This window comes from Belnapia sp., assembly GCF_059504005.1.
In genome coordinates this window covers 17722-30778 of the sequence record NZ_JCACHU010000101.1, presented here as the reverse complement: position 1 = coordinate 30778, position 13057 = coordinate 17722, and the positions used below count along the sequence as shown (strand labels likewise).

The 13057-nt window shown below is 70.4% G+C and carries 10 protein-coding genes; 7 read left to right on the top strand and 3 right to left on the bottom strand.

Translation table 11 applies throughout. From position 1 onward, the window contains the following. From AC5JJ1_RS14510 to AC5JJ1_RS14500, 3 genes are all read left to right on the top strand, one after another. A partial coding sequence (locus tag AC5JJ1_RS14510; RefSeq protein WP_495785814.1) for a molybdopterin dinucleotide binding domain-containing protein occupies window positions 1-584 on the top strand: 584 nt, incomplete at its 5' end. 21 nt (window positions 585-605) lie between these two features. Then, the gene (gene fdh3B, locus AC5JJ1_RS14505) at window positions 606-1193 is read left to right on the top strand and encodes a formate dehydrogenase FDH3 subunit beta (protein ID WP_495785813.1); all 588 of its coding nucleotides are present in this window, start codon (window positions 606-608) and stop codon (window positions 1191-1193) included. After that, window positions 1190-2434: a formate dehydrogenase subunit gamma gene (locus tag AC5JJ1_RS14500; protein WP_495785812.1), complete on the top strand. Its 1245-nt coding sequence runs from the start codon at window positions 1190-1192 to the stop codon at window positions 2432-2434. Before fdh3B ends, AC5JJ1_RS14500 begins: the two co-directional genes overlap by 4 nt. Window positions 2435-2753: 319 nt before the next feature. Here the strand turns inward: AC5JJ1_RS14500 and AC5JJ1_RS14495 are convergent, their stop codons facing one another. Next, a complete protein-coding gene (locus AC5JJ1_RS14495; RefSeq protein ID WP_495785811.1) occupies window positions 2754-3485 on the bottom strand; it encodes a class I SAM-dependent methyltransferase in 732 nt (243 codons plus the stop codon). 354 nt (window positions 3486-3839) lie between these two features. Here AC5JJ1_RS14495 and AC5JJ1_RS14490 point away from each other — a divergent pair, with 354 nt between their 5' ends. Next, window positions 3840-5855: a BTAD domain-containing putative transcriptional regulator gene (locus tag AC5JJ1_RS14490; protein WP_495785810.1), complete on the top strand. Its 2016-nt coding sequence runs from the start codon at window positions 3840-3842 to the stop codon at window positions 5853-5855. A 76-nt stretch (window positions 5856-5931) separates the two neighbouring features. Here the strand turns inward: AC5JJ1_RS14490 and AC5JJ1_RS14485 are convergent, their stop codons facing one another. After that, window positions 5932-6405, bottom strand: a complete 474-nt coding sequence (locus AC5JJ1_RS14485) for a DUF1348 family protein (protein ID WP_495785815.1) — start codon at window positions 6403-6405, stop codon at window positions 5932-5934. Between the two features lie 337 nt (window positions 6406-6742). Here AC5JJ1_RS14485 and AC5JJ1_RS14480 point away from each other — a divergent pair, with 337 nt between their 5' ends. After that, a complete protein-coding gene (locus AC5JJ1_RS14480; RefSeq protein ID WP_495785809.1) occupies window positions 6743-7696 on the top strand; it encodes a helix-turn-helix transcriptional regulator in 954 nt (317 codons plus the stop codon). A gap of 87 nt (window positions 7697-7783) precedes the next feature. Here AC5JJ1_RS14480 and AC5JJ1_RS14475 read toward each other — a convergent pair whose 3' ends face one another. Beyond that, window positions 7784-8155 carry a hypothetical protein gene (locus AC5JJ1_RS14475; protein WP_495785808.1) on the bottom strand — a complete coding sequence of 124 codons (372 nt, stop codon included), beginning with the start codon at window positions 8153-8155 and terminating at the stop codon, window positions 7784-7786. A 12-nt stretch (window positions 8156-8167) separates the two neighbouring features. Here AC5JJ1_RS14475 and AC5JJ1_RS14470 point away from each other — a divergent pair, with 12 nt between their 5' ends. Further along, on the top strand, window positions 8168-11209 hold the full coding sequence (locus AC5JJ1_RS14470; protein ID WP_495785807.1) for an ATP-binding protein: 3042 nt from the start codon (window positions 8168-8170) through the stop codon (window positions 11207-11209). 139 nt (window positions 11210-11348) lie between these two features. Beyond that, on the top strand, window positions 11349-12809 hold the full coding sequence (locus AC5JJ1_RS14465) for an ATP-binding protein (protein WP_495785806.1): 1461 nt from the start codon (window positions 11349-11351) through the stop codon (window positions 12807-12809). Window positions 12810-13057 lie beyond the last annotated feature (248 nt).

Below are 13057 nucleotides of genomic sequence, written 5' to 3'. Positions count from 1 at the left end.
CCGTGGCCTGGAACCTGCCGGACCCGGTGCCGGTGCACCGCGAGCCGATCTACACGACACGCACCGACCTGATTGCGCGCTATCCGACCCTGCCGGACCGCCGTGGCTTCCGCATGCCGCATCTGGGCCAGAGCATCCAGGCGCGGTCGCTGGTGCTGGCGAAGGACTTCCCCATCATCCTCACCACCGGCCGCCTTGTCGAGTACGAGGGCGGCGGCGAAGAGACCCGCTCCAACAAGTGGCTCGCCGAGCTGCGCCAGGACATGTTCGTCGAGATCAATCTCGGGGATGCGGCGGCGCGCGGGATTGTGGACGGCGGCTGGGTCTGGGTCCATGGCCCGGAAAGCAACGCCCGGGTGCGAGTGAAAGCGCAAGTGACCAGCCGGGTCGGCCGCGGCGTCGCCTTCATGCCTTATCATTTCGGCGGCTGGTGGCAGGGCGAGGACCGCAGGCGCTTTTATCCGCCCGGCGCCGACCCCTACGTGCTCGGCGAGAGCGCGAACACCGTGACGACCTATGGTTACGACCCGGTGACTTTCATGCAGGAGACGAAGGTCACCCTCTGCCAGATCCTGACGGCCTGACGAGGTGGCGCCATGGCCCGCATGAAATTCCTTTGTGACAGCGACCGCTGCATCGATTGCAACGCCTGCGTCACCGCCTGCAAGAACGAGAACGAGGTGCCCTGGGGCATCAACCGCCGGCGCGTCATCACGCTGGACGACGGCAGGCCGGGCGAGCGCTCGGTCTCGATGGCCTGTATGCACTGCACCAATCCGCCATGCGCCGCCGTCTGCCCGGTCTCGTGCTTCTACGTCACCGCCGATCATGTGGTGCTGCACGACAAGGATTTGTGCATTGGCTGCGGCTATTGCTTCTACGCCTGCCCCTTCGGCGCGCCGCAATATCCGCGCGTCGGCAATTTCGGCGGGCGCGGCAAGATGGACAAGTGCACCTACTGCGCCGGCGGGCCGCAGGCCGACTTCTCAGCGGCCGAGTACCAGCAATATGGCGGCAATCGCCTGGCCGAGGGCAGGCTGCCGCTCTGCGCCGAGATGTGCTCGACCAAGGCGTTGCTGGCCGGCGATGGCGACATCATTGCGAGCATCTACCGGGAGCGGGTGCAGCACCGGGGATACGGCTCCGGTGCTTGGGGCTGGCGCACCGCCTATCAGCAGGACATCGGCACATGAACCGGACTGTCGTCCTCGCCGGCGCCTTTGTCCTGGGCGTCGCCGCCTTGGCTGCGGCACAGCCCCGGCCCGCAGCGCCCGAACGGCAGGCGCCGGTGCCGGAGGTTGGCGCCGCGCATGACGGCGCCCACGGCTCGCAGCCGCCCGACAGCGCGGAGCTGGATCACGCCCCAAGCCGGCCAAGCGATACCGGTGCGCCACCGATGTCGGTGCCGCTCCGCCCCGGCCCGGCAGAGCCGAATATTGGCCAGCCCGGCGTCATCGCCCAACCTGCCGGTTCCGGGCCAGGATCCGGGCCGGCCTACATCCCGTTCGGCGACCATGGCCAGCCCTCGGCAGAGACGGAAGAGACCCGGGCCGCCCGAGATGGGGGCCGGATCCATGGTTGGGTTACGATTCCGGACAGGAAGTCAGCTAACCTCATCCAGCCTGAGGGCCATGATTGGCGCCAGGTCCACAGCGTCTGGCTGCCCTGGGCCGGCGCGGCGATCCAGGCCGGAGCCTTGGCGTCGATTGGGCTGTTCTTCCTTTGGCGCGGACGAATCCGTATCCGCAATGGATGGTCTGGGCGAACCCTGCCCCGGTTCAATGCGCTCGAGCGGGCCAATCATTGGATGGTGGCAAGCTGCTTCATTGTGCTTGCCCTGACCGGCCTGAACCTGACCTTCGGCCGCTGGCTGCTGTTGCCCTGGATCGGGCCCGAAGCCTTCACCGCCCTCTCCACGGCGGGCAAGCTGGCACACAACTTCCTCGGATTCCCCTTCACTCTCGGTATCCTGGTGATGTTCGCGCTTTGGGTTCGCGGCAATATCCCGGACCGTGGCGACATCACCTGGCTGCGGCAGGGTGGCGGAATGGTGGGCGACCGGCACCCGCCGGCGGCCCGGTTCAATGCCGGGCAGAAGGCGGTGTTCTGGATGACGGTGCTCGGCGGCGGCGCGGTCGCCGTCAGTGGCTTCCTGCTGATCTTTCCCTTCACCGTCACCGAGATCCGGGGCCAGCAATGGGCCCAGATAGTCCATGCCTTACTTGCCATGCTGCTGATAGCGGGCATCTTGGGGCATATCTACATCGGCACGCTCGGGATGGAGGGCGCGGCGAGCGCCATGACCACCGGCCGCGTGGATCTCAACTGGGCGCGGGAACATCACGCGCTCTGGGCCCAGCAGCAGATGGATGGGGTCCAGCCCGCCGCCGATGCGCGCACGCCCCCCGCCGCGGGCCGTGCAAGCGCTGCATGACGCTGCGCCTGCGTGCCTTGCCGGTTCGTGTCATGGGTGACGGTAATACCGCGTGCTTCTGGCACTTCCTCGGCGATCCGCAGGGTGTGCGGGAAGCGGTAGCCGGCCGGGGCGACATGGCGGTAAGGCGGCTGGTGTCGCCCGGCCATCAAACCCGGCCAGTCCCTCGAGCCGCCGCCAGTTGGCAGCCGATCCCAACGGCCTTACCCCGACGAGACCAACGCCATGGTCTCGACCTTACATTAGCGGCTGACATGACACTCTGGGATGCCATCATGGCCAGCCGGTACGCGAGTTCCAACCGGTCAGCCGCCTGCGGTCACGACCGCGTCACGACGACCTCAAGATACTCGCTCGGCACGATTAAGGTGTCCGCGCCGCCACGGTTCATCTGGCCGAACAGCCGGCGGACGTCGCCCTCCAGGGCCGCGGCTTTCTCAGGGTCGAGTGCCGCAAAGGCTCGGTTCACCGGCCCGTAATAGGTCCTGAAGACTTCCAGCATGTGATCCGGCGAGCGGTAGCGGAAGTTGAAGACCTGCGTGGAAGCCTCGATCCGATGGCCCGGGAACAACTCGGCCAGGCGCGCCTCCGTACCCCAGAGCGCAGGCGAGCGCACGCCGGCTGGCGGCGGCAGGTGCCGACCGATCGTCCGGAAGAGCTGACCGATGAATCCATCGGGCGTCCAGTTGGCGAGCCCGATCCGGCCGCCCGGCCGCACGACCCGGACGAGCTCGGCCGCCGCCGCTTCCTGGTTCGGCGTGAACATGACGCCGAAAGTCGAAAGCACGACGTCGAAGCTGCCGTCATCGAAGGGCAGGGCCTCGGCATCGGCCTCCCGGAACACGACGGGGAGGCGTTCGGCGGTGGCGCGCTCCCGGCCGCGGTCGAGCAGGGCGCCGACATAGTCGGTGGAGGTCACCTGGGCGAAGTGGCGGGCCGCCGCGAGCGTGGCGTTGCCATTGCCGGCGGCGACATCGAGCACGCGCTCGCCGGCTCGCAGGTCCACTGCCTCGCAGACGCGCTCGCCGACGATCTGGAGGGTGGTGCCCACGACGGCGTAGTCGCCGGTCGCCCAGGTCGCCTGCTGGCGGGTCTTGACCGCCGCGAGGTCAACGGGGGCGGAAGCTTGGTTCGACAGGGCTGCGGATGCTGACATGGTCGTTCTCCTAGCGATTATGGTTTCTCGTTGCGCCGCCCTCACCGGGTACGGCACCCTTTGCGTCGCGGGCCGGCGCAGGCCTCGCGGGCGGCGAGCACCACCGCTCTCCGCTCCGGCGGTTCGCTGGTATGCCGTCCGCCCACTGCGCGGAGAGGACCTCCGGGGTCGCCGCCCCACGCGTCCTGTCCTTGGCTACTCTGGCGGCGGCGCATGGGGGCCAGCGTGGGAGCCGGCATGGGAATGCGCATGGAAACGGACCCCCGGGGCGGGGGCGATGGCGCCTCGCCGCTGGAGATCCGGCTCCTCGGGCCGCTGACGGTCATTCGCGCGGGCGTACAGTTGGCCTTGCCGGCGTCACGCAAGGTGCGCGCGCTCCTGGCCTATCTCGTACTGGCACCGCACCCGGCCCAACGGAGCCATTTGTGCGAGCTGCTGTGGGACCTCCCCGACGATCCGCGCAGCGAGCTCCGTTGGTGCCTGAGCCGGATCAGGAGCGTCCTTGACGAACCCGGCCGGCGCAGGGTCGAGACCGGGATGGACGCTGTCCGGCTCGACCTCGCTGACTGCTTTGTGGACGTGACCGAGGTCGCCCGGGCCGTACGGACCGGCGTCGAGGCGCTCGCCACCGAGCAGCTGCGGGCGCTGACCGAGCTTTTCGCTGGCGATTTTCTCGAGGGGCTAGAGCTCGAGCGCCTGTTCGCCTTCGAGGGCTGGCTCGTCGCGCAGCGGCGCCACTTCCGGGACTGTCGCGCCGCGCTGTTGGAACGGCTCGCCAGCCGGCTCCCGGAGGAGCAGGCGTTCGGCCCCCTCGATCGATGGCTTGAGCTCACCCCGTTCGACCTCCGCCCCCACAAAGCCATGCTGGCAGCGCTCGCCCGGCGCGGCCGCATACGGGAGGCGGAGGAGCACCTCTCGGCGACGGTGCGGCTGTTCGAGGCCGATGGCCTCGACGTCGCACCCCTGCGCGCCCTGTGGCAGGCGGCCAGTACACAGGCGTGCGACGCGCCGCGGCTCCGGACGGCCGCGGCCCCCCTTTCGGCTGGCGCCGCCACGGATGGAGCCCCCGCCGCAGCCCATCGGGGCTCCGTCGCGGTGATGCCCTTCACCGAGATGGCGGCAGGGCCGAAGGCGCCGGGCGGTGGGCCTGCTGACGGCTTGGTCCACGACGTCATCACGCGGCTTGCCAAGCTGCGCAGCCTGTTCGTGATCGGGCAGGGGACCGTGTTCGCGCTCCGGGAGCGGGGCGTCGCCGCGGCGGAGGCGGGCCGGATGCTCGGTGTCGACTACGTTGTCAGCGGGTCGGTGCAGCGCCGCGGCAGGCGCCTCACCGTGGCGGTCGAGCTCGCCGAGGCGCAGAGTGCCCGGATCGTCTGGGCGGAGGTCTTCGACCATGAGGTAGACGACGCCTTCCAGGTTCTCGACGAGATCGGCAACAGGACAGTCGCCTCAATCGCTGGTGAGATCGAGGCGGCCGAGCGCAACCGCGCGATCCTGCGGCCTCCGGACGCGCTTGACGCCTGGGAGGCGCATCACCGCGGCCTCTGGCACATGTACCGGTTCAACAGGCTGGACAACGAGCGAGCCCGGCATTTCTTCGAGGCGGCCATCCGCCTCGACCCGACCTTCTCGCGTGCCCATGCTGGCCTGTCATTCACGCATTGGCAGAACGCATTCCAGGGTTGGGCAGGGCGCGAGGGGGAGATCGAGCGCGCCTATGCCGCCGCCGGGCAGGGCCTGATGGCCGACGACCGCGACCCTGCGGCGCATTGGGCGATGGGCCGCGCGCTCTGGCTGCGCGGCCGCCACGACCATGCCGTGGACGAATTGTGCCAGGCCGTGGAGCTGAGTCCGAACTTCGCGCTCGGCCATTACACGCTCGCCTTCGTCCATTCGCTGACCGGCGATCCGGGCACCGCCGTCGTGGCCTCCGACCAGGCGCTCCGGCTCAGCCCCTTCGACCCGATGGTCTTCGGCATGCTCGGCGCGCGCGCCATGGCCCTCGTCCGCCTTGGGCGGTTCGAGGAGGCCGCCGAGGCCGGCGTGAAGGCCGCCGCCCGTCCGAATGCTCATGCGCATATCCTCGGGATCGCCGCCGTCTCCCTTGGCCTCGCCGGCCGGAGCGACGAGGCACGCGCCCATGTCGCCGCCATCCGCAGGGCTCTGCCAAGTTACCACGTTGGCGATCTCATCACCGCGATGCAGCCCACACCCGGAGGCGAAAGCCTGTTTCGCGAGGGGGCGAGGCGCATCGGCCTTGCGTGATCCGGCCGGCGACCGGATCGGCCGGGCCGCGTGACGCCTGCGCCGCCAGGCCGCGCCCCTGGCCCGGCATCACGGCTCACAAGCCGAGATCGGCTGGGCCGGGATGATCTTCCGGTCTCGGCCCCGGGCGAGCCCAGTGGAGGCGCCGCTCGGCGCTGCGGATCGGCTGGTCGTTCACCGCCGCAATACGGCGAGCCACCAGTCCGGCGGCATTGATCTCCCAACTCTCGTTGCCGAAGGACCGGAACCAGTTCCAGGAGTCGTCATGCCACTCGGAAATGAAGCGGAGCGCGATCCGGTCGCCGCTGTGGAGCAGAAGCTCCATCGCCACGCGATGGTCGAGCTCCCGGCTCCACTTGCGCTGTAGGAAGCGGACGACCGCGGCGCGGCCGCGCAGCAGGTCGATGCGGTCTCGCCAGGCCGTGTCGAGGCTGAATTCGAGGGACACGCTAGCGGGATCACCGGCATTCCAAGAGTCTTCTGTCGCGCGGACCTTCAGTACGGCGGCCTCATCGGTCAGCGGCAGACACGGCGCCCAGCGTCCAGACATCCGGTTCTCCCACCGAGTGCTTGGCAGCGCCGTTGGCGCTGACAGCCAGGGCAGCATCCCCTTCGGCCGCGCTTCGGGCTTTCCCGCCCGAGAAACAGAATTCGTGCGCGAACGAATGTCAGGGCTTCCTCGGCTTTTGCAAATGCCGAGCGGCAGCCGCGTGTTGGGGAAGGCTTCACACCTTCTAACGCCGTCTCATGGACCCTAACGGGCTTTGCCGGCCGCAGCGGCCTCATGCTGATGCACCGTGATCCCGGTGCTCCGCAAGCGGGAAGCTTGGGGGTGGGCACCGGTTGATCGGGATTGCGGTCCAAGCCTAAGGAGGAGATTCCAGATCATGTCGTACTTGGACGTCGCCGGCGCGCCCAGTTCCGCAGCGCCCGCCCTCGCCTCAAGCCTGTTCCCCAACCGGCCTTGGCCCGGACCGGCCGAAGCCGGGCTTCCGCTCGAGACGACTTGGCGGCAGGTCGCGGCCTTGGGTCCCAACGCCCGCGACGGGGCCGCCGTCATCGCATCCCGCTGGATCGACGGGGCCTCCGGCCGCCGTCGCGCCGAAGCCCAGGCGCCTGCCGGCCGGCATGTCCTGAGCGTCGCCCTGCGCCGGACGCGTGTCCGCCTCACCTCCAACCGGCGCGAGATCTTCGACGGGGTCATGGCTTCGGGGACGGTGCACCTCACTGGTCCCTCCCGAGTGGTCGAGGCCGAGTTTCAGGCGCCCTGCGACTTCGTCCACCTCTATATAGCGGAAAGCTGCCTGCGGGGCCGCGAGGGGGCCGGATGCGCCAGCGAAGCGGCCGAGCTTGACGGGATCGTGCAGCGCGACCCGCTCGCCGGCCAACTCGCCCGAACGTTGACCGAGGACGCCTGCGCGGGCGACCCAGCCTATGCGGAGAGCGTCGCGCGCACGATCCTGCTGCGCATCGCGGCGCTCAACGCGCAGCAGCCGCCCGTCTCCGCCCTTCCGAAGTGGCGGCTGCGGCGCGTGCAGGAGCACGTCCAGCGGTATCTGGGCGACTCGATCTGCCTCGCCGATCTCGCCAATGCGGCGGGGCTGTCGCGCTCCTACTTCGCCGCGCAGTTCCGGGCGGCGACCGGATTCCAGCCGCATGAATATGTCACCGAGCAGCGTATCGACCGCGCTAAGGAGTTGCTGGTGGAGGCGAACACCCCGATTGTCGAGGTCGCCCTCGCAGTGGGCTTCCAGACGCAGGCGCATTTCTCGACGGTGTTCAAGCGGCTGACGGGCAGCACACCGGCCCGCTGGCGCCTCGCCCGCCTCTACCGCCACTGAGGGGCCCGCTGGCCGGGAAAAAGCGCCTTCGGCCGCGGCGGAGCGGCGACCCTCAAGCGTGCGGGCGCCGCCCGGTGGCCTGTCTTGTCACGCCTGCAGCAGGCGATAGAGGGCAAGCAGCTGCAGGTGGAGCGATGATCGCAACAGGCATAAAATCGAGAAACCTAAGGAGCGATGCCGCAAATCGAAATCAAAGCAAAACATGCCGCGGTACGGCTTGCTGCCAGTGCAGCCCTCGCGCATTGACGAACGGCCGTGGGCGGGACCGTTGGCGTTTCTAGAGGGCGCGCCGCGATCCTTGACGGCTGCGGCCACTGATTTCAACAGGCCGCAAAGAGCGTTTCCGGCTGTGACTGGTAGGCTGCTTTTGCCTTCAGGATACTTCAGAAGGCTGGACTGGAAATCTGTAGCATCATCGGCATGGCCCCCCGTTGGACAGGAAGCGGGCGCGGCATCCATGAGGGCTGACGCATGGACGACCAGGGCCGATCTCAGGCCGAGGACGCGATAGCATTCGGGCCCTTCCGACTGCGCCCGCGGCAAAGGCTGCTGGAGAGGGACGGCCGCGCGGTGCCGTTGGGCGGCCGCGCCTTCGACCTGCTGGTCGCCCTGGCCGGGGCCCCGGAGCGGTATATCGGGAAAAAGGAGCTGATCGAGCAGGTCTGGCCCGATGTCACGGTCGACGAGGGCAGCTTGCGCTTCCACATGGCGATGCTGCGGAAGGCGCTCGGCGACGGCAGGTCGGGGGAGCGCTATGTCGAGACCCTGCCGGGGCGCGGCTACCGCTTCGTCGCACCGGTTTCGCGCGCAGATCGGCCGCAGCCGGTGGTGGACACCCCCCAGCCCCGATCGCACAACCTGCCGCCGAGCCCTGCACGCATGGTGGGCCGTGACGGCGCTCTCGATGCCCTCGTGGCGCTGCTCGCATCCGACCGGCTCGTCACGATCGTCGGCCCCGGCGGGATGGGCAAGACGACCCTTGCCGTCGCGGTAGGGCACGCGCTGGTCGACCGTTTCGAGGGCACCGTCCTCTTCGTGGACCTCGGGGCGGTGGCCGATTCCTCCCACGTCCCCGCCGCGGTCGCCTCGACGCTCGGGCTCCTGGTATGGGCGCCCGACCCGGTCGCCGGCATCACGGCCTTCCTGCGGGATCGGCGGGCGCTGCTGATCCTCGATGGCTGCGAGCACCTGGCCGATGCCGCCGCGGCCCTGGCCGAGCGAATCCATGCCGAGACGCCGTTTGTCCACATCCTGGCCACGAGCCGCGAGGCGCTGCGGGCCGTCGGCGAGCGCGTCCATCGCCTGGCGCCGCTCGAGGCCCCGCCCGAGCAGGCCGGATTGTCGGCCGCGGAGGCGCTGCGCTACCCCGCCGTGCAGCTCTTCGTCGAACGCGTGGCCGCCGGGGAACCCGATTTCGTGCTGGGCGACGCCGACGCGCCGGCCGTCGCCGCGCTGTGCCGCAGCCTCGACGGGGTGGCGCTGGCGATCGAGCTGGCCGCGGGCCGCGTCGGGGCCTATGGCGTCCAGGAGACCGCCCGGCTGCTCGACGGGCAGCTCCACCTGCTCTGGCGCGGCCGGCGCACGGCCGTGGCGCGCCACCAGACGCTCGCGGCCGCGCTCGACTGGAGCCATAACCTGCTTGCGGAGGAGGAGCGCGTCGCGCTGCGCCGGCTCGCGGTTCTTCAGGGCGCCTTCAGCCTGGAGGCGGCGCGGGTGGTCGCGTCGGGGGAGGGGCTCGACGGCGAGGATGTTCTCGACGCGGTCGCCGGGCTGGTCGCCAAATCCCTCGTCTCGGCCGACGCGTCCGGGCCGGTGACGCGCTACCGGCTGCTCGACACCACGCGCGCCTATGCCCGCGGGAAGCTCTTCGCCGCCGGCGAGGATGCCCGGGTCGCGGCGCGCCACGCGGGCTATTTCCGCAGCCTCCTGGCCCGGCTGGGTGCCGGCACGGCATCCGAGCCATCGCATGCGGAGATCGTGGCGCGGGACCGCGACCACCTCGGCGATGTCCGGGCGGCGCTGGAGTGGAGCTTCGGGCAGGGTGCCGATGTCGAGACCGGCGTCGCGCTCGCCACTGCCGCGGCCCCGCTATTCATGCGGCTGTCGCTGCTCGGCGAATGCCGCCAGTGGACCGAACGGGCGATAGGCGCGCTCGGAGAGGCGGCATCCGGTACGGAGCGCGAGATGGAGTTGCAGGCCTGGCTCGGGCAGTGCCTGATGTTCGCCAGGCACAACGGCGAGCCGGCCTGCGCCGCCTTCACGCGCAGCCTCGAGATCGCGGAGGCGCTTGGGCGGCAGGAGCACCAGGTCGAGATCCTCGGCTGGCTCGCCATGCTTTACCTGCGTCACGGCGACCAGCGGATGGCGCTGGCCTATGCGAAGCGGACCGAGGCAGCCGCCGCCGCCCTCGGCGATCCGCTGGCCTCCGCGGCGGCGCAGCACGCCGTCGGTGCCTGCTGCCACAGGATGGGGCGCCAGGACGAGGCCCAAATGCGCCTGGCCGCGGCGCTGGCGGCTTCACGCGGGCGGCGGAGCGGCATCTCCTTCCATCCCGCCTTCGGCATCCAGCACCAGGCCCGGATCGCGCTGGCCCGCACGCTCTGGCTCCGGGGCCATGCGGACCAAGCCTCCCAAGCCGCTGCCCAGGCGATCGAGGAGGCCACTGAACTCGGCTATCCTCACGCCTTGTGCATCGCCCTGCTATGGGCCTCGAGCGTCTCCCTGTGGAGGGGCGATTACGGCACCGCGGAGCGGCGGATCGACGCCCTGGTAGGGCACGCCGAGCGCCATATGTTGGAAGTGTATCTCGCCACCGGCCTGGGCCTGCGGGGCGAGCTGGCCGTCCGACTGGGCCGGGCCGAGGAGGGCGTTGCTGCCCTTTGCCGATCGCTCCAGGCGCTGCGCCGCGAGCGCTACGCCATGACCGAGGCGATATTCGCCCTCGCCATCACGGAGGGGCTTGCGTCGCTGAATCGCCTCGATGAGGCCCTGGCCACGGTGGAGGAGACGATCGGGGCGGGCGAGCGCATGGCCGACCTGACCGCGATGCCCGAACTCCTCCGCCTCAAGGGTGAGATCCTCGCCCGCATGGCGCAGGCAACACCGGACGAGGCCGAGGCCGTGCTGCTCCGCTCGCTGCGGCTTGCGGCCTCGCAGGGCGCGCTCGCATGGGAGCTGCGGACTGCGATGAGCCTGGCCAGCCTCTGGTCGCGCCAAGGCCTAGTCCGGGATGCCCAGGCGCTGCTCGTCTCGGTCTACGGGCGGTTCACGGAAGGCTTCGACACCGTCGACCTGCGCGCGGCCGAACGCCTGCTCGGCGAGATCGGCGGGCCCGTCGGCACGGGGGACGATCCGGCCGGCCAGCACCGGCCGATCTCGCTGAAGGCAGGCTGGGCGCGGTCGCAGGAGGATTTGCCCGCGGTCCGGGATTGCGATGACCACCCCAGGGCGACGAGGCTGGTGGATGGTTCCTCGGGGCTGGCGGGTCGGGCCGGCTGGCCCGCGCGCGCCTGACCGGCGCATCGTCTGGCTTGCTGCCCTGGGCGGGCCGCAGCGCGCACCGAGTATGAGATTTCGGGGCGGAACTCATATTTCGTTGCGCCGCACCCTGGCGCCATAGCAGGCTGGCGCGGCCCGGAGCGGGATCGCGGCCTTGGCGGACGGGGTGTTTGCGTTCGGTCCTTGGGACATCGACCTTGATCGGCGCGAGCTGCGTGCGCTTGGTGCCGCCGTCCCGCTCGGCGGCCGCGCATTCGCCATCCTGGAGGTCCTGGTCGGGTCGGCCGGTGACCTCGTCACGAAGGACGAGCTCCTGCAACGCGTGTGGCCGGGGGCCGAGGCCGACGAGAATACGCTCCAGGTCCACATCGCCGCCCTGCGCAAGGCTCTCACATCCGACCGGCAGCTGGTCAAGACGGAGCATGGGCGCGGTTACCGCCTGCTCGGGACGTGGAGGCGTCGCCTGGATGGCGCCGTTCTGCCGCCCACCCGGCGGCCGCCCGCATCGGCCTGGCCCCCGACGAACCTTCCCTGGCCGGAAAGCCCGCTCATAGGCCGGGCCGCCGCGCTGCATCTGGCCTGCGACCTGGTGTCGTCCCACCGCCTGGTCACGCTGACCGGCATCGGCGGCATCGGCAAGACGCGGCTGGCCATCGAGGTCGCGCGGGCGGCCGCGCCGGCCTTCGCCGGTGGAGCCTGGCTCGTCGAACTCGCTCCATTGGCCGATGCACGGCTGGTCCCGTCGGCCGTCTCGGCCACGCTGGGCCTCGGCCTCGGCGGAGCCGAGATCACGGCCGCGGCGGTCGCACAGGCGATCGGCGACCGGGAGATCCTGCTGCTCCTCGACGGTTGCGAGCCTGTCGTGGCCGCCGTGGCCGCCCTGGCCGATGCGGTGATGTCGGTCTGCTCGCGTGTCACCCTCCTCGTTGCCAGCCGCGAGTTGCTCCGGAGGAAGGGAGAGCGAGGGTACCAGGTGCCACCGCTCGAGGTGCCGCCCATCGGGGTTGGCGCGCCCGATGACCTCCTGCGGCACAGCGCGGTGCAGCTCTTCGTGGCGCGGGCGCGGGCACTCCGGTCGCACTTCCACCCCAATGACGGGCAACTTGGGGCGGTTGCGACAATCTGCCGGCGCCTGGACGGCATACCGCTCGCCCTCGAGCTCGCGGCGGCGCGCGCGGCAGCCCTTGGAGTGGAAACCGTCCATGCGCGCCTGGACGAGCGCTTCGCCCTGCTGACCGGCGGCCATCGGACGGCGCTGCCGCGGCACCGCACGTTGCGGGCCGTCCTCGACTCAAGCTACGACCTGCTGCCCGAGGCGGAGCGCCGGCTGCTGCGCATGCTGGCGGTCCTCACCGGCAGCTTCACCCTTGAGGCGGCAGCCGCCGTCGGGCGGGTTGGGGACGCGCCGTCATCCGACATCGCCGAGGGCCTGGCCAACCTGGTAGCGAAGTCCCTCGTGGTGCGCGAAGAGGCCGGGCCAGGCGGGCGCTGGCGGCTGCTCGAATCGGTCCGGGCCTACGGCCTCGAACGGCTTGCCGAGGCTGGCGAGGCGCCCGGGGCGGCACGCCGGCATGCCCGGTACTGCCGCAGCCTCGTCGCGGCGACGCCCCGGTAGCACGCATGGCGGACCGGCAAGCGGCAACCTCCAGGCCGATATGGCCTCAGCGCCCTGACGATGGCATGCGGGGAGCCGCCGCGCTCAAGGGCCTGCGGGCCGGATCGCTGTGAGCATTTCTGGAATTGCCTGTGCAAGGCGGGAATCCCCGGCGCGGACGGGGCGCCATCATCGTCGGGACCTGTCGCCGCTGAGTCCGAGAAGGCGACGGGTGACGGAGTACCCGATATGGCAAGGATCGATATGCC